This window comes from Fibrella arboris, assembly GCF_041321095.1.
In the GTDB taxonomy this organism is placed as follows: Bacteria; Bacteroidota; Bacteroidia; order Cytophagales; family Spirosomataceae; genus Fibrella; species Fibrella arboris.
The window spans coordinates 234,950-251,234 of the sequence record NZ_JBGGWE010000002.1; the positions used below are offsets into that span (position 1 = coordinate 234,950).

15 protein-coding genes and 1 riboswitch are annotated in these 16,285 nt (G+C 52.5%); of the genes, 10 read left to right on the forward strand and 5 right to left on the reverse strand.

What is annotated here, in order from left to right; all coding sequences use genetic code 11:
* Nucleotides 1–30 precede the first annotated feature (30 nt).
* The 3 genes from ACAW75_RS03535 to ACAW75_RS03545 are packed head-to-tail and all read right to left on the reverse strand — an operon-like array spanning nt 31 to nt 2,770.
* On the reverse strand, nt 31–855 hold the full coding sequence (locus ACAW75_RS03535; protein WP_370727295.1) for an anti-sigma factor: 825 nt from the start codon (nt 853–855) through the stop codon (nt 31–33).
* Nucleotides 852–1,337, reverse strand: a complete 486-nt coding sequence (locus ACAW75_RS03540) for an RNA polymerase sigma factor (RefSeq protein WP_370727296.1) — start codon at nt 1,335–1,337, stop codon at nt 852–854. Before ACAW75_RS03540 ends, ACAW75_RS03535 begins: the two co-directional genes overlap by 4 nt.
* Nucleotides 1,338–1,378: 41 nt before the next feature.
* Nucleotides 1,379–2,770 (reverse strand): alkaline phosphatase D family protein, encoded by a 1,392-nt coding sequence (locus ACAW75_RS03545; protein ID WP_370727297.1) that lies wholly within the window; start codon nt 2,768–2,770, stop codon nt 1,379–1,381.
* A gap of 215 nt (nt 2,771–2,985) precedes the next feature.
* On the opposite strand from ACAW75_RS03545, the gene lysA reads away from it, so the two are divergent.
* The 10 genes from lysA (at nt 2,986) to ACAW75_RS03595 (ending at nt 12,734) form a co-directional block, all read left to right on the forward strand.
* The gene (gene lysA / locus ACAW75_RS03550; RefSeq protein ID WP_370727298.1) at nt 2,986–4,251 is read left to right on the forward strand and encodes a diaminopimelate decarboxylase; all 1,266 of its coding nucleotides are present in this window, start codon (nt 2,986–2,988) and stop codon (nt 4,249–4,251) included.
* Between the two features lie 38 nt (nt 4,252–4,289).
* Nucleotides 4,290–5,003, forward strand: coding sequence for a YebC/PmpR family DNA-binding transcriptional regulator (locus tag ACAW75_RS03555; protein WP_370727299.1), 714 nt, complete (start codon nt 4,290–4,292; stop codon nt 5,001–5,003).
* Between the two features lie 193 nt (nt 5,004–5,196).
* Nucleotides 5,197–5,916: a hypothetical protein gene (locus ACAW75_RS03560; RefSeq protein WP_370727300.1), complete on the forward strand. Its 720-nt coding sequence runs from the start codon at nt 5,197–5,199 to the stop codon at nt 5,914–5,916.
* A 78-nt stretch (nt 5,917–5,994) separates the two neighbouring features.
* Complete coding sequence (gene tsaE, locus ACAW75_RS03565; protein ID WP_370727301.1) at nt 5,995–6,420, forward strand: tRNA (adenosine(37)-N6)-threonylcarbamoyltransferase complex ATPase subunit type 1 TsaE; 426 nt, start codon at nt 5,995–5,997, stop codon at nt 6,418–6,420.
* A 98-nt stretch (nt 6,421–6,518) separates the two neighbouring features.
* A complete protein-coding gene (locus tag ACAW75_RS03570) occupies nt 6,519–7,733 on the forward strand; it encodes an alanine dehydrogenase (RefSeq protein ID WP_370727302.1) in 1,215 nt (404 codons plus the stop codon).
* A 103-nt stretch (nt 7,734–7,836) separates the two neighbouring features.
* Nucleotides 7,837–8,241, forward strand: coding sequence for a hypothetical protein (locus ACAW75_RS03575; RefSeq protein ID WP_370727303.1), 405 nt, complete (start codon nt 7,837–7,839; stop codon nt 8,239–8,241).
* Between the two features lie 56 nt (nt 8,242–8,297).
* A riboswitch (cobalamin riboswitch) is annotated at nt 8,298–8,516 on the forward strand.
* A gap of 83 nt (nt 8,517–8,599) precedes the next feature.
* The gene (locus ACAW75_RS03580) at nt 8,600–10,579 is read left to right on the forward strand and encodes a TonB-dependent receptor plug domain-containing protein (RefSeq protein ID WP_370727304.1); all 1,980 of its coding nucleotides are present in this window, start codon (nt 8,600–8,602) and stop codon (nt 10,577–10,579) included.
* Nucleotides 10,580–10,593: 14 nt separating this feature from the next.
* A complete protein-coding gene (locus ACAW75_RS03585; protein ID WP_370727305.1) occupies nt 10,594–11,721 on the forward strand; it encodes a YncE family protein in 1,128 nt (375 codons plus the stop codon).
* Nucleotides 11,722–11,812: 91 nt separating this feature from the next.
* Nucleotides 11,813–12,529 (forward strand): Dph6-related ATP pyrophosphatase, encoded by a 717-nt coding sequence (locus ACAW75_RS03590; RefSeq protein ID WP_370727306.1) that lies wholly within the window; start codon nt 11,813–11,815, stop codon nt 12,527–12,529.
* The gene (locus ACAW75_RS03595) at nt 12,516–12,734 is read left to right on the forward strand and encodes a cysteine-rich CWC family protein (RefSeq protein ID WP_370727307.1); all 219 of its coding nucleotides are present in this window, start codon (nt 12,516–12,518) and stop codon (nt 12,732–12,734) included. Before ACAW75_RS03590 ends, ACAW75_RS03595 begins: the two co-directional genes overlap by 14 nt.
* Here the strand turns inward: ACAW75_RS03595 and rodA are convergent.
* Both rodA and ACAW75_RS03605 read right to left on the reverse strand, forming a co-directional pair.
* Nucleotides 12,727–14,004 carry a rod shape-determining protein RodA gene (gene rodA / locus ACAW75_RS03600; protein WP_370727308.1) on the reverse strand — a complete coding sequence of 426 codons (1,278 nt, stop codon included), beginning with the start codon at nt 14,002–14,004 and terminating at the stop codon, nt 12,727–12,729. The genes ACAW75_RS03595 and rodA overlap by 8 nt on opposite strands.
* 103 nt (nt 14,005–14,107) lie before the next feature.
* Entirely contained in the window at nt 14,108–16,090 is a 1,983-nt protein-coding gene (locus ACAW75_RS03605) for a peptidoglycan D,D-transpeptidase FtsI family protein (RefSeq protein ID WP_370727309.1), read from the reverse strand.
* Between the last annotated feature and the right edge of the window lie 195 nt (nt 16,091–16,285).

The window sequence follows — 16,285 nt, forward strand, 5'->3', positions numbered from 1 at the left end:
ATACAGGAAACCTGAAATTGGCGTACAAAGTTACCCTACCTTGCCCAGCGCAACGAGCGCTGAAAGCGTGGGCACAGGACTTCCACCCGCTTTTTCAACGGTGATAGCAAACGTATCAGCGTTCTGGATAGACCGGTTGGTTTGTTGCAATGAGTAGCGATCAACCTGGGTATTGAACACACCGGCATCAATCGGTTTTCCGTCAACCAATGCCCACAGCTGATACTGTTTGTCGGCAGGTAGCGTCGGTAACCGCTCCACTTCCAGTGTCACGAGTTTTTTGGGCCGGTTCCAGTAAACGAGTACATCGGCGGGCGTGCCGTCTGGTTTGGCAGCCGCCAGGCGCACGGTTTCGGTGCCTGGCTCCCGCAGCAGGGCGAGCAGTTGTGTGGAATACGTTTGCTGTTGACGTAATTGACCTATTTCGCCCTGCAGTTGTGTGTTCACCTGCGCCAGCTGATCGGCAAATGCCCGTTTGTGTTGCAACTGGCTCATCAGGAAATACGCAAACGCGATCAGCACCAGCCCTACGGCCGCAGCAGCCAGCCAGGCAACCTGGAAAACAGGCCGCTCCCGTTGCAATGGAATCACCTTTGTTTCCTCTGCGGCCACAGCCGGGCTTTCGCTGTTCGCAAACGATAATCGCTTACGAATTTTATCCTGCAACTCAATCGGGGGGGCTACGCTATGCATGAGCGCGTAATTTTCCAGCGCTAATGTGAGCCGATCAAGTTCCTGACGAACCTCGGGATAGATTGCCGACAGACACTCCACCTCTCGTCGTTCCTGATCACCAACGGTGCCTAACGCGTAGGATTCCAGGATACCGGAGGTTATGTAGTCGGGAATATTCATTGGCTAAATAAAGATTTAAGTTCTTGAAGAACATGACGCAGGCGAGCTTGTAATGTACGTTCGGGCTGTTGGCTCATTTCAGCCAACTGAGTAATGCTTTGACCTCGAAAATAGACAGCGTCAAGTAAAATACGTTGTTCTGCGGTAATTGGATTGTCAATCACCTCGTAATCGATCGTAGATTTTGCGGATGATGGTACTGTTTTTGCTAAACTGACCGATATTTCGGCCCGCGCCCGGGAAAGCATCCAGGTGAGCAGCCTGGTTTTTCGCGGATTAAACTGATCAAAATCATTCCAGGCTTTAACAAATACGTCTTCTACCAGCCTACTGGCAATCGATGGCTGACCTACACTGGTTAAAATCACTCCATACAGTACATGGGCGTACTGGTCATACAGCCACTGAAACGCCAGTTCGTCGCGCCGGTTCAGCTTACGAAGCAGTAGTTCTTCAGGGACCAGAAAGGATTGTGATTTCACGGTAGAGGAGTATGCTCGCCAAATATAGGTAAAAGCACGAATTACCGCAGGTCGTCAGCCCTAATGGTGCGCACCCATTTCTCTTTACCGGTAGAATCATAGGCCCGAATTGTGAGCAAACGGGCATTTTGTGGTCCGCTGACAGCCATTGTGGCGAAATTCCGTTCCGTCAGCAACGTACCTGCGTCTGCTGTGGGCTGGGTCAGTTCGGAAGCCAGCGGTTGAGCCGGACCAGATGTCAGCGGCGATATGGTCACATCATGCAATGGGTACGTTCCGGGCCGTTGTAGGGTGTGGATGATACTATGGTGCCGGTCACCCGTGATGAACAGTACGCCAGGAATGTTGGCGTCGGCCAGTCGATTCAGTAACTGAGCGCGCTCTGTGCCATACACGGCATAGTTTTCAAATGCGGCGGTTGGGTTGACGATCTGCCCGCCGGTTACGACAAACTTAAACGTAGCCGTGCTATACCGGAGTGCGTCAAGGAGCCAATCCAGTTGTTTAACGCCGAAATACGCTTTTTCTGGTCCGGTAGCTCCGCCATCGGGCTGCTTGTCGGGGGCCCGATAGGTGCGGTCGTCGAGCATGAAAAACTGGCAGTCGCCCCATGAGAATGTTCCCGTACATCCTTCCTCAAAGATGAAGTTTGGGTTTGCCCAGAATAATTTAAAGGCTTCCAGGGTAACGGGTTTCATCCAATAACTGCGATCTGAATCGTCGGGGCCATAATCATGATCGTCCCAGATGGCGTAGTTATGGGTACTGGCTAGCAGCGGTTGCATTTCGGGCAGTGAGCGGGTATGGGTATACCGCTTCAGCACGCCCGTCCGCGAGTTCCAGTCTACTTCACGCGTATATGTATTATCGCCGGTCCATAACATGAAGTCAGGCTTCAGCGCAGCGATCTGTGTAAAAATCCCGTAGCTATCGCCGTAGGGCTTACCAGGCCGGTCGAAAGGCGGTTCGTTCACGTAGGTGCAGCTACCCAGCGCAAACGTGAAGTTGGGCGGATCGGTCCGAAACTGCCAGAGTGCTTGTGTCTGGAAGATCGTCGGATAAGGCAAGGATACAGGTCGATGATTCACCAGCACATCGTAACGGTATCGTTTGCCGGGCATCACCTTATTGGCCACCAGGTGCGCCGTGTTGGCCGTAGCGGCCGCGGTGACAACTTCGTCGGTGTAGTGAATTGGCGCCTGCGTACCTACTTCAACGTACCTGATCTGTACGGGCGCTGGTTTTTTGGTCTGCACCCAGAGCATCACTTCCCGCATATCCGCGTACCCCAGCATGGGCCCTGCCTGAAGGGGAGAAACCGGCTGCCGACCTGATGCCGACCGGGACGATTGAGCAGCTACCACCTGAGCGTGGGCGTAGCTGGCCAGCGAGAATACAAGCACTGCAACAAAATGTAGACAGGATTGACGCATGAGTAAAAAGGCGGTTGAGGCGCTAAAAGTAGCGTAATGTTTATTGCCAGCACCCCCTAAGCGTACATCAGTGTCCTGTTTTCGGCTGGTGTAACCACCAGATTGATCCACTGGCAGCGACTGGAGCCTGGCTATTGCCCAAGCCAGTCCTGGCGGAACCTTGCCCCTCCGTTGATCAACGCGTATATTTGCAGCCTGTTTTTTTTACGCTCACTATGCAATCGCCTTATCAGATTCAGGGCCTCGACACGCTGGCAATCGCCCGGCAGTTCGGCCTCCCCCTCTACGTGTACGATGCCGACCGGATTATTCGGCAGATCGACACGTTCCGATCATCATTTACCGGGGTCAATCTGAAGATCAAGTACGCGGCAAAATCGCTCACCAACCTGTCTATCCTTAAGCTGATGCGGATGCAGGGCGTGGATGTCGACGTGGTGTCTGTAAACGAAGCCCGGCTGGCGGTGTTGGCGGGTTATTCGCCGCAGCAGATCATGTACACACCGAGTGGCAATGCCTGGACCGAAATCCAGGAAGCGATAGCCTTGGGGCTTCGGCTAAATGTCGACAGTCTGCCGTTACTCGAGCAGGTTGGGCAAACGTACGGCGATTCGGTCGCGGTTTGCCTGCGCATCAATCCCAGTGTGGCTGATGGCGGAAATATCAAGATCCAGACCGGGCACGCCAACTCGAAATTCGGCATTCCGAACGACTACCGTGCTCAGATTAAGGCCATTGTAGCTCAGTATGGCCTAAACGTCACCGGGCTGCATATCCATACCGGTTCTGATTTTAAAGATGCAGGTACGTTCCTGAAAGGAGCTTCTGTCCTTTTCGAGCTAGCAGCCGATTATCCCGATCTGGCGTTCATTGATTTTGGAAGCGGGTTCAAGGTTGCCTATCGCGAAGGGGATCTCGTGACCGATCTGGCTGATCTTGGCGCCACTGTGTCGGCCGCTTTTCAGGCATTCTGCCGGCAGTATGGGCGGGACCTGGAGCTGTGGTTCGAACCCGGCAAATACCTGGTCAGTGAGTCTGGCCACCTGCTGGCGCAGGTGAATGTGGTGAAACAACACCCTACCCGACGTTTCGTTCAGGTCGATTCGGGCCTTAACCACCTGATCCGTCCGATGATGTACGACGCCTGGCACGATATTGTCAACCTGTCGAATCCAGCTGGTACGCCAACGCGCTATGATGTGGTGGGCTACATCTGCGAAACTGATACTTTCGCTACCGACCGGCTGTTACCCGAAGTCAGGACGGGGGACGTTGTCTCATTCGAGAATGCCGGCGCCTATGGGTTCAGCATGGCCTCTACCTATAATCTCCGCGAGCGGCCAGCCGAAGTACTGGTCTATAATGGGCAGGCCCACCTGATCCGTCAGCGCGACACCTTCGAAGACCTGACGCGGGGTATGGTTGATGTATTTAGTAATGAATTGATCAATAAGACTGAAGTAGTAGACGAATTGAATTAAGCGCATTTACTTGCTCTTACTCCTTAATTTCCTAAAAAATGGGACGCGCATTTGAATACCGAAAAGCCCGAAAAATGAAACGATGGGGGCAGATGGCCAAGACCTTCACCCGCATTGGTAAAGACATTGTGATTGCCGTTAAGGCCGCTGGACCCGACCCCGATACAAACGGTCGGCTACGCGCTATTATCCAGAATGCCAAGGCCGCCAACATGCCCAAAGAGAATGTGGAGCGGGCCATCAAAAAGGCATCGTCAAAAGAGCAGGAAGACTACAAAGAGATCGTCTACGAAGGCTATGCGCCACATGGTGTCGGGCTGGTCATTGAAACAGCGACTGACAACCTGAACCGCACGGTAGCCAATATTCGTAGCTATCTGAACAAACTGGGTGGAAGCCTGGGTACGCAGGGTATGCTCGATTTTATGTTTACCCGCAAGTCTGTATTCAGGATTTCGGCCGAAGGAGTAGCCATCGACGAACTGGAGCTGGAACTAATCGATTACGGCGCCGATGAACTGGAAATGGACGAAGAAGCCAACCAGATCGTGATCTACGGCGACTTCACGGCCTTCGGGGCGATTCAGAAGTTTCTTGAAGAAAAGGGTTACGAACTGAAAGGAGCCGAATTCGAGCGGATTCCTAACGATTACAAGGAGCTGACCGACGAGCAGGTGGCTGACGTGGAGAAACTCATCGAGCGCATCGAAGAAGACGATGATGTGCAGATGGTTTACCACAATATGAAGTAAAAGCACCGCCTCAAAAGCAGTCTGGCTGCTGAACGCACCTGATACTAACCAGCAGGTATGTTCAGCAGCCATTATTTTTTCAAATAGATCCACAAATCTTACCTGTAGCTACAGTTATCTTTTGATTGAACGGTAAGTCAGTTACGCTACCTACGCCTGTATCTTGTCGGTTACAGAACCAGGCAGTTTAACCGTGCTCACAATTACCTTACAATCAGCCGAAAATCTATCTGCAGAGGAAGTTATTAACCTCCGTGAACTGGCTCAGCGCACTGGTTTTCCGTTGGAGAAAGCTTACCTGAAAACGGCCCATTTTGCGCACAACCCGACCGTTGTCATGGCGCACCAGGACAAGCGGCTGGTTGGGTTTCAGGCGTATAATATGTACCGGCTGAAAACGCCTTTTTTCCGACACCCCGTCCCATTTATTTATGGTGGTCTGGCCTTTCAGGATGCTACCGTTGCAGGGCGTGGCGTGGGCTACCGGATCAGCCGGTATTACATGCAACAGACCCTTGGCAAGTGGTTTTTCCTGAAACAGTACGCCTTTGCCATCCGCACACCAACGCCCCGGCTTATCCAGATCATGTCGGTGCAGCACAAGCTGGTTCATTTCAAGAATAACCGCATCACCCCCGAGATCTATCAATTTGCCCAGCAGTTTGTAAAGAACGTACGCCGTTTCCAGGACCCCGTCGACGAGCGGCTGATCGTACATAGTAAACCTATCCGTGCAGACATTACCGAGCAATGGGACACGTTGTTCGAAGCAACCGATGACTACTACAACGAACTCGTTTACCAGGCCGGCCTAATCCATCGAGACGGCTCCAAACGGTTCATCACCGGTAATTACCTGCTGCTACTCGGCTATTCTTCGCTTCGGCAGCTGGTGCGCTCATTTACCGCTTAGCTGCCCGCAAGCTGCCAGCGCTGATGCGCCCAATCGCAATCAGCAACTTGATTTTCGTATCTTTACGGGCCAACCTGCATGCCTGTGATAACGACTTTTGCTCAACTGGACGAACTGAATACCGTGGCCCGGCAACTCATTGCCGAGGCGTCGAATCAACATGTATGGCTGTTTGAGGGGGATATGGGCGTCGGTAAAACAACGCTCATCAAAGCGCTCTGCCGGGCAGTCGGTGTAGTTAGCGTGGTGCAAAGCCCAACCTATGGACTCGTGAATGAATACACTACCCAGACCGGTGAATCAGTTTATCATTTCGATTGCTATCGCCTGCGGAACGAAGCCGAGGCGATGGACATTGGCCTGGAAGAGTATATCGATTCGGGTGCTTATTGCTTCATTGAATGGCCCGAACGCATTGAATCGCTCTGGCCTACACACTATTATCATATCAATTTATCCGCAGACCACGCCGGTATTCGTACGGTAACAACCAAACTTAAGTAACAGTTGGCGGTAACAGATAGCCATTCCTTTATCCGGTCTTTCAGTACACCGATGTAGAGTGCAGTGCCCGTCTCATGCCGCCAGTTGTCAACTGTATTATGACTGGTTTTGAAGAATTAGCGAAACAAACGGCCCTTTACACAAAGGAATCTCCGGCGATGGTACGCAGTACCCAGACGAATCTGCTGATTGGGCTGCCCAAAGAAGTGTCGCTTCAGGAGAATCGCATTGCGTTGACCCCCGAAGCCGTTGCAATTCTGGTGCGAAACGGTCATCACGTCATTGTGGAAACCAATGCCGGCGTCGGGGCAAAATTCAGTGACTCTGATTACAGTGAAGCGGGCGCACAGATCGTTTACTCCCCCAAGGAGGTATTTGAAGCGAACCTGATCCTCAAGATCGAACCCTTGGTAGATGACGAGTTCGCGCATCTGAAAAATGGCACAACGGTCATTTCGGCCCTGAACCTGCCCGCCCGGGAACGGGCCTACTTTGAGAAACTGAACGCCAGAAATGTAACCGGTATCGGCTACGAATACATCGAAGACCAGGCCGGTGGCATGCCCGTGATCCGGTCGATGAGTGAAATGGCTGGTAGTACTGTTATGCTGATCGCGGGCGAATACTTAAGCAGCAGTGCCAACGGCCGGGGTATTATTCTGGGTGGTATCACGGGTGTACCGCCCACTAAAGTGGTCTTCCTTGGCGCGGGTACGGTAACAGAATTCGCTACCCGAACGGCACTGGGAATGGGCGCCGATGTGAAAGTGTTCGACAAAGACCTGTACAAGCTGCAACGGTTCAAATATGCCGTAGGTACGTCGGTTTACACATCCATCCTGGATTCAGACACGCTCACGGAAGCCATTGAACGGGCCGATGTGGTGATTGGTGCCCTACGGGGCGAAGACGGCCATAGCCCCGTTGTCGTGACCGACACGATGGTGAGTCGTATGAAACCCAACTCGGTCATTATCGACGTAGCCATTGATCAGGGGGGTAATTTTGAAACGTCGCGGATGACTTCACATAAACACCCAACGTTCCGGGTCCATGATGTCATTCATTTCTGTGTCCCGAATATTGCCGCTCGGGTTTCCCACACGGCCAGTATTGCGTTGAGCAATATTTTCCTGCCCTTCCTGCTGCAAACGGGCACCAACGGTGGCATTGAGGCGATGATCTACGCCAACCGCTGGTTTATGAAAGGCGTCTATTGCCACAAAGGATCGCTGACAAATCTGTACATGGCCCGTAAGTTCGGCATGCGCTTTAAAGACCTGGAACTGTTGCTCGGCGCATCGAGGTTTTAATTACAGTTTGCTGTTTACCGTCTTCTGTTACGCTGCTGATCAATCGTCATCGGCAGCAGGCAGCGCAACAGGAGACGGTAAACAGCAAACTGAGAACTCCAATATGATTAACAACAGCAACGAAAACGTCCTGATGGACGATGCCAATTCGCCCGATCTGAACAAAAAGTTGATGGGCATGGTCTCGACCGATTTTGTGAAGGTGGCCGATTATCTCAAGGAAGCCTCCTACCAGATTCGTAAGCGCGGCTTTTCGGAGTACCCGGTTTTCGTCGCCTCCAAGAAGGAGATTCCGGTGGGGCAACTGCTATACGCAGAAGGCGATCTGGGCAACACCTTCACCTATAAAGCCTCCTTCTACGATGAATTCGTTCAGCGCGAACTGATCGGCGAAGATTCCTATGAACTTTGGAAGGAGAACTACAAAACCCCCGACGAATACTGCTGCCTGTTCGTAGTCCTCGGCGAGTTCACCGGCTTTGTTTACATCCCCTACCCCGAAGATTAAGTAGGTTTTCTGTTAAAGTACTTGCACGAGGCCTAACGGACAAAATAAAAGGGCTACTTTTGCGCCAGATTATGGGTGCCCACTGCCAGCCTCTGCGTTGGCCCGACGGCTTAATAGGGAACATCGGTGACGCCATGTTGGCCAATCCGGGGCTGTCCCCGCAACTGTAACGCTCAACCAACAGCCGATTGATCTTCATCACCACTGGGCTTACATCCGGGAAGGTGCCGATCGGTGAGCGAAGCCAGGAGACCTGCCCGTAATTCGCTGCTGCAGGGGCTACACGGAGGATGTGCCACCTACCGCCCGAATACCCAGACCCGTTCGCTGGAGGGTCGTTGTTGAGTTACTAAGTAGTATGTTTCGTTTCACAGCTTTCCTGCTGTGGTTCAGCGCGTTGTGTACGTCATACGCGCAGGACTCTTTGTCGGTTCGGCAATTACAGGTCGTTACCGTTCGTGGCTTCGCGCCCGACCGGTTTATGGCGGGCTTGAAGATTCAGCGTGCTGACTCGGCGTTGACCGAAGCCTACCGTTACCAGACGCTGGCCGATCTGCTGGCTTTGCAGGCCCCAATTAACTTTAAAAGCTACGGCCCTGGTCAGCTCACCACCGTTGGCCTGCGCGGTACCTCGGCCAACCACACGGCCCTGCTCTGGAATGGGGTGAATATCAACCCGCCCTACCTCGGACAGACCGATTTCTCGACCATTCCCGTCAACGGCTTCGATCAGCTCAGCATTCAATATGGATCAGCGGCTTCGTGCGTGGGCACCGACGCCGTGGGCGGTAGTATTCTGCTCAACAGTACTCCCGGCTGGAAACGGCAGGGCGTCGCAGCCACGTTGGGGCACCGGTTCGGCAGCTGGAATTCGGGACAAACGCAGGCAGGCGTTCGATTTGCCACGCCGTTGGCTGGCGGAGGGCAACTAGCCGGAAAAACCCTGGTCTATGGCAGCGTTAATCGGTATCTACCAGACTATAGCGAACGACGGGGCTATTCCGTCGAGCCATCGGAAACAGCGCAGCAGGGGTTAATTCAGGATCTGTTTTACCAGACAAAAAAACAGCATCAACTGTCACTAAACGTCTGGTTAACAGACAACAAACTTACCATATCCCCCGCCAGCCCAACAGGCCGTGAGATTACACGTACCCAGGCCTACCGTTTCTTGACAAACTACGAATTTGGCGAAACCAAGCCCGGGAAGTGGTTATCTGGCCGAACATTGCTACGGGCAGGTTTCATCCGCGACATCCTCGATTATGGTAAAGGGGAAGGTTTCGACACGGCCCCCAGCCATTCCCAAACCGACAGGCTACTTCTGCGGGCTGAACACGAACTGGAGCAATCGCTGGGCGCGTCGGGGCAGTTGCTGAGCATCCGGGCCGGGGCCGAATGGGTTCATTACACCGCCCGGGTCGATGGCTACGGCGATGGTGGTGCGCTCACCGAACAGCGGGCCGACCTCTACGCGTTGATCCGTTATCAGCCTACTCCCCGGCTGGTAACGGCGCTGAACCTTCGTCAGGCGTTTGTTACCCGCTACGACCCACCTTTTACACCATCATTCGGTGTCGAATACCGGCTGCTCAACTTAGGCAATTGGCGGCTTGACGGGCGGGGCAATGTAGCCCGCTCCTACCGCGTGCCCACGCTGAACGAGCGATACTGGAAAACGCTGGGTAATCCCGACATCCGGCCCGAGCGCGGCTTTTCGCAGGATCTGGGCCTGAACCTGTCGCGCAACGTACCTGGCCGGTCCATGTCACTCAGCCTGAGCGCCTTCCGCAACCACGTAGACGACTGGACGTACTGGAACCCGGCCAAAAACTACCGGGTCGAGAATTTGCAGGAAGTGCTGGCGCGGGGTGTAGAAGTGCAGGGGCAATTGACCAAAATACTGAGGGGAGCCAGCCCCGCCAGAGCGGGGTGGCGGATTGGCGCATTTGGGCAGTACGCCTACACCCGGTCTACCCAACTGCGGGTGTACGACCCATCGGCCATCGACGTGGTAGGCAAGCAACTGATTTATCTGCCACTCCACACTGCGTCAGCTAATACCTTCGTGCAGCGCGGGCTGCATCGGCTAACCCTTACCTGGCAAGGCAGCGATCGCCGCCCCTCCACCTTCGACAATAGCAAGTATCTCCCTGACTACCAACTCGTTAATCTTCTTTTTGAAACAGCGGTACGTGTGCATGGCTGGCAGGGGAAAGCCGTGGTGCAGGTGGATAATCTGTTCAATGAATTTTACCTGAATGTAAAAAATAACGTCATGCCGGGCCGTAGTGTGGCGTTGACCCTTGTTTTCACGGCGAATACAAAACCTGATTGACAATAGAATTCAACATGAAAAATCGTTTAACAACCCTAGCCACCTACCTGTTGGCTACGGCTACCACTGCTGCACTGTTCACCGCCTGTTCAAGTAACACCGATCCAGCGCCGACCGGCCCCTACACGAACGGCGTAATCGTGATGAACTCAGGTAATTTCTTGTCTAACAACGGTTCCCTTTCCTGGCTGAGCCGGACCAGTAATCTGGCCCAAACAGACATTTTCCGGACACGCAACAACCGCCCCACGTCAGGATATATTCAGGAGTACGTGGAAGCAGGCAATCGGGGGGTATTTTTGGTCGATAACTCGACTGCGGGCCTCGACAGAGCCGAGATCGTCACGGCCGACTCTTTACGATCGGTGAAAACGCTGGGGGCACCTGACATTGAGAACCCCCGTTACGCCGCCCGCATCAGCGATACGAAAGTGTATGTGACCTGCTGGGGAACAACAGGATCATTCCCCAATACCTTTATTAATCCTGGGTACGTTGCCGTTATTGACCTGACTACCAATACGATCACCAAGAAGATTTCAGTACAGAAAGGGGCCGAGGGAGTTACAGTTGTCGGCAGCGAAGCCTTTGTAGCGAGTGTCAGTTATAGCGGCGCAAAGACTATCACCGTGATTGACACGCAGACTGACGCCGTTAAACAGCAGATAACTGTTGCGGCTGACCCAGACAAACTCCTGCGCGACGCTAATAATAAGTTGTGGGGACTGGCCGGCAAAAACGCCATCCGCATTAACCCTTCGACTAAAACCGTTGAGACAACAATTCCAATAGGAGCAGCTACGGGTACCAGTGGACCGGGCAAACTGGCAATCAGTGCTGACGGGCGTACATTCTACTACAGCTATACAAACTCCGATGCTAGCTACAAGATGTTAAGCCAGTATATTTTCCGGTTTGGCATCGACGATACGACAATTACCCCCACAACCCCTGTTGTCGGCCGTACATTTACAGGCGAGGGCATCACTGCTTTAGGCTACGATCCACAAACAAACGTGATTTATGCGGGCGTCTCACCCAACTACGTCCAAGCTGGGTACGTCTACCGCTACCAATCAACTGGGCAATTGGTAGATTCAGTAAAAGTTGAAATCTCACCGGTCGGGTTTTATTTTAAGTAGTGGCTAATAGGGTGATTGGATGAGCAGGTAATATATTTTCTGGCAAGTTACCCTCTCATCCAATCTACCCAGTTTCTACTCTTTAATCACCATGATGAAAATGGTCATAAACTGGTCAGGCGGTAAAGATTCGGCACTGGCGCTACACCGAATTCAACAGCAGAGCCAGTATTCGGTACAACAGCTACTCACCACGATCAACAGTGCCCACGGCCGGGTATCTATGCATGGTGTACCCGAAGAGTTGATCGCCGCGCAGGCCGCCCGACTAGGATTACCACTACTAACGGTTCGGCTCCCCGAAACGGCCAGCATGGAGCAATACCAGGCTACAATGGACGATGCTTTACGTCCCTTAGTGGCTAGTGGGATCTTGCAGGCTGCCTTTGGTGATATTTTCCTGGAAGATCTTCGGGCGTGGCGCGAAAAGCAATTGGCATCGATTGGCTTAACGGGCGTCTTTCCGCTGTGGCAGGTGCCCTCACTGTCCCTGTTGGATGAGTTCTGGGAAGCCGGTTTTCAGACGATCGTCGTAGCGGTAAATGGCGACCGCCTCGCTAAGTCATTTTGCGGGCGCGTACTCGACCGGCAGTTTGTAGCCGACTTACCTGCTAATGTTGACCCTTGCGGCGAAAATGGCGAATTTCACACCTTTGTTTTCGACGCCCCTTACTTTAGCAGTCCGATCAATGTGTCGGTGGGTAGCGTAGTAGAACGTACCTACCACTTTTCGGATGCCGACGGTCAGGAACGTACCTCAACCTATTACTTCGCCGACCTACAACTAACTGAAAATGAACACGGATAAACACGCTCCAGACAACTGTCCGCGGTGTGGTAAGGCATTTACGTGCGGCGTCAACTCCGTACTCAAATGTGATTGCATGTGGCTGAAGCTGTCGACGGCAGACCTCACCTATATCCGGGCATATACCGAGCTGGCCTTTGGTTCATACACGTGTCTGTGTATGCGTTGCCTGCAAGAGCTACAGACCAAACGAGCCGCTAGTTGAACAGCGAATTCGTTCGGCGCGAATCCAGCTTCAGGAAAATAAACAGCAACAGGGTAAACGACCAGAGCGAAGAGCCTCCGTAACTAAAATAGGGCAAGGGAATACCGATAACCGGCATCAGGCCAATTGTCATGCCGATGTTCACCAGGATGTGGAAAAACATAATGCCCGCCACACAATAGCCATACACCCGGGCAAATTTGCTGCGCTGTTTTTCGGCCAGCACAACAATACGACTGACCAGCCCGATAAACAGAATAATGACGATCAGGCTACCAATGAAGCCGTGCTCTTCCCCAATGGTGCAGAAAATAAAGTCAGTGCTTTGTTCGGGCACAAAGTCGAATTTGGTCTGCGTCCCTTCCAGAAACCCTTTTCCATCCAGACGACCAGAGCCAATGGCAATTTTTGCCTGCGTTACGTTCCACCCGACACCCAACGGATCAACGTTCGGATCAATCAGCACTTTAATCCGGTTACGCTGGTGCGGTTGTAATACCTTGTTCACGAAGAAGTCAACGCCGGTCGCTGTCACCATCATCGCCACGCCAATAAGCCCGATCCCGATCATGCTACGGGCCGTACGGTTGTAGCGGGGTAGCAGCAAAATGACGATTCCACAAAGCACGGCAATACCCGCAAACAGGTATAGGGGCGGGACAACGAGTGCCAGGATCAGCAGGGCAGCCAATACAACGCCCGTTAGGGGAATCCAGCCGGGCAAGCCTTCGCGGTAGAGCATAATCACAAACGACGAAAAGACGAGCGTAGATCCGGTTTCGTTCGAGAGGATGATCAGGATGGCTGGCAGGCCAATGATGCCCCCAATCCAGAGCAGGTCTTTCTGCTTCATCAGGTTGATGCCCGGTTGATCGAGGTATTTGGCCAGGGCAAGGCTGGTGGCCAGCTTGGCAAATTCGGCAGGCTGGATGGTAAACGAACCAAATTTAAACCAGGAACGCGACCCGTTGATGTTTGTGCCCGCGACCATCACCAGCAGCAGCATGGCGATCATGAACAGGTAGAAGACGAAGGCAAAGGTGTCGTAAAATTTATGGTCGATCACCAGCACACAGATGATGAGCAACACAGCGGTGCCAATCCATATCAACTGCTTACCGGCGTTGGTCGTAAAATCGAACAGGCTGGTCTGATCTTCAGGACTATACACGGCGGCATAAACATTGAGCCAGCCCATCAGTACACAACTGATGTACAGCAACAACGTCAGGGTGTCAATGTTTCGGGTTAATTCAGCGTTACGGGGCATTAGCACAATTAAGAATGAAGCAGTAAGAATAGCCTGTGAAGAGCACCCTCATCTGGAGCGACAGGACAATTCGTACTTCTTAATTTTTCAATGAATCACTTTTCTACTTTCCGCTAACCGTTGCGTTCAGATCCTTATCAATCCGGGTCATGAGCGGGCGCGTAGGGCGGCTTTCGGGTTTGCGGACCGAATCTTTTACAGGAGGCTGCTTGGCCGCCGAATCCGGTTTTTTGGGCGTCCGGGGTTTCGGGAGCATAGAAAGGGGCGGCATATAGTTTTGCTTCATCAGCCAGGCCTGTAAACGCTGTCCCTGTTCCTCATTCTTCCGTTTCAGGTACCGTTCAGCAACCAGCGCAGCCGTCGATGCAGCAGCTACGCCACCCCAACCGGCATTTTCAACGAAGACCGCAATGGCAATCTTCGGATTGTTCATGGGCGCGAAACCGATGAAGATGGAGTGGTCATGCGCATGGCCGAACTTGGCGTTTTGCGACGTACCTGTTTTCCCGCATAAGTCAATTCCAGGAATATCGGCATCTCGTTTTACTGTACCTGCCATCACCGCCATGCGCATGCCTTCAATCACCGGCACAAAATATTTCTGGTCTATATCGGTATAATGTTTTTCCCTGTATTTAGCCGGAATTCCCTCGCCCAGTTTGCCGATGCCTTTCACATAGTGCGGAGCAATATACCACCCTCTATTGGCAATGGTGGCGGCCAGGTTAGCCAGCTTCAATGGGCTGATCAGGAGTTCGCCTTCGCCAATACTCAGCGAGTAAATATTGGAGAACTTCCAGCGTAATTCGCCTTTATAGGCTTTGTCGTAGGTGTCAACAGACGGAAGATTGCCACGCAACTCGCTGGGCAGGTCAACGCCTAATTTCTGGCCTATGCCGAACTTCATCGCGTGGTCGTGCCATTCCTGAAGGCCCGTTGCCGATGCTTTGAAGGTATTCGGATTCCCATTATGGTAGATATACTTTCGGAATACCTGATAAAAATAGGGGTTGCACGAAAAACGGACTGCCCCCGTCAGGTTGTTGCCCCCGTGGCAGTGACACCGCATAGGCGATCCCCCGTGGCCATAAACTGTGTTCGTGTACAACGACCCCTGCTGCTGGGCAATCAGCGCCTGAATCAATTTAAACGTTGAACCAGGGCGATAACTAGCCATGATAGGCCGGTTGATCAGCGGCTTGTAGGGATCTTTTAGCAGTTTCCGGAAGTTCTTCGAAAAGAAACGGGACGACAACTGGTTGGGGTCGTAGGTGGGAGCCGATACGGATACCAGAATTTCCCCCGTATTCGGATCGAGTGCCAATACAGAACCCACCCGATTTTGCATCAGGCTATCGGCATACTGTTGCACCTCTACGTCGATACCAGTATATAGATTCTTGCCGGCAACGGCGGCCGTGTCATATTCACCGCCTTTGAAGGAGCCTTTAGCCACCCCCCGCACGTTTTGCATGACGTATTTAATACCTCTACGTCCACGGAGCTCTTCCTCATATTCCTCCTCCAGTCCGTTGTGGCCTACGTAATCGCCCTGCCGATAATAGGGTGTTTCCTGTTCCTCCAGTTTTTTCTTGCTGATTTCTGACACGTACCCCAGCGCATTCGATAAGGTATGGGCCGGGTACGTTCGCATGGAGCTCATCACCGGCTCAAAACCCCGGTAATCGACCAGTGCATCCTGTATCCGGGCGTAATCTTCTTTGGAGAGCTGCCGAAGAAATACAGACGGTTTCACAGGCGAATACGCCTTGGCCAGCTCCATGATGCTATCGAACTCGGCTCTGGTCACGTCCATCATTCGGCAAAAGGCCATCGTATCCGGTATCTTCACCCGTTTGGGTGTAACATATAAATCATAAACCGGTGTGTTATAAACGATTAATTTACCATTCCGATCATAGACCTGGCCGCGATACGGTATTTCGATGACACGCTTGATGGAATTGCTGGACGATTCAAGGGAGTAGCTGTCATCCAGAATTTGCAGGTAGAACAGGCGGGCGGCGTAAATCAGGCCCACTAAACAGAAGACGCCGATAATAATAAACTTCCGGTTTTCAATCATTGGTTCTCAACTCCTGAGAGACGCTTCTAACTAGTTCGAATTACGGTTTTCGAACCTTACTACAAATCTACGAAGTTAGCATTGATTCAAAGAGTGCAGGAATCAACAAGTTCATAGTTTATTTTTTCGACCGGATTTTGGGGCTAACAGGCTTTTCTATGGCCTGCCATAAATCCAATTTTATCCGTTTATCCT

Coding starts and splice junctions, on each gene's coding strand:
- ACAW75_RS03535 (WP_370727295.1), bottom strand. CDS start 855: ATGAATATTCCCGACTACATAACCTCCGGTATCCTGGAATCCTACGCG.
- ACAW75_RS03545 (WP_370727297.1), bottom strand. CDS start 2,770: ATGCGTCAATCCTGTCTACATTTTGTTGCAGTGCTTGTATTCTCGCTG.
- lysA (WP_370727298.1), top strand. CDS start 2,986: ATGCAATCGCCTTATCAGATTCAGGGCCTCGACACGCTGGCAATCGCC.
- ACAW75_RS03555 (WP_370727299.1), top strand. CDS start 4,290: ATGGGACGCGCATTTGAATACCGAAAAGCCCGAAAAATGAAACGATGG.
- tsaE (WP_370727301.1), top strand. CDS start 5,995: ATGCCTGTGATAACGACTTTTGCTCAACTGGACGAACTGAATACCGTG.
- ACAW75_RS03570 (WP_370727302.1), top strand. CDS start 6,519: ATGACTGGTTTTGAAGAATTAGCGAAACAAACGGCCCTTTACACAAAG.
- ACAW75_RS03575 (WP_370727303.1), top strand. CDS start 7,837: ATGATTAACAACAGCAACGAAAACGTCCTGATGGACGATGCCAATTCG.
- ACAW75_RS03580 (WP_370727304.1), top strand. CDS start 8,600: ATGTTTCGTTTCACAGCTTTCCTGCTGTGGTTCAGCGCGTTGTGTACG.
- ACAW75_RS03585 (WP_370727305.1), top strand. CDS start 10,594: ATGAAAAATCGTTTAACAACCCTAGCCACCTACCTGTTGGCTACGGCT.
- ACAW75_RS03590 (WP_370727306.1), top strand. CDS start 11,813: ATGATGAAAATGGTCATAAACTGGTCAGGCGGTAAAGATTCGGCACTG.
- ACAW75_RS03595 (WP_370727307.1), top strand. CDS start 12,516: ATGAACACGGATAAACACGCTCCAGACAACTGTCCGCGGTGTGGTAAG.
- rodA (WP_370727308.1), bottom strand. CDS start 14,004: ATGCCCCGTAACGCTGAATTAACCCGAAACATTGACACCCTGACGTTG.
- ACAW75_RS03605 (WP_370727309.1), bottom strand. CDS start 16,090: ATGATTGAAAACCGGAAGTTTATTATTATCGGCGTCTTCTGTTTAGTG.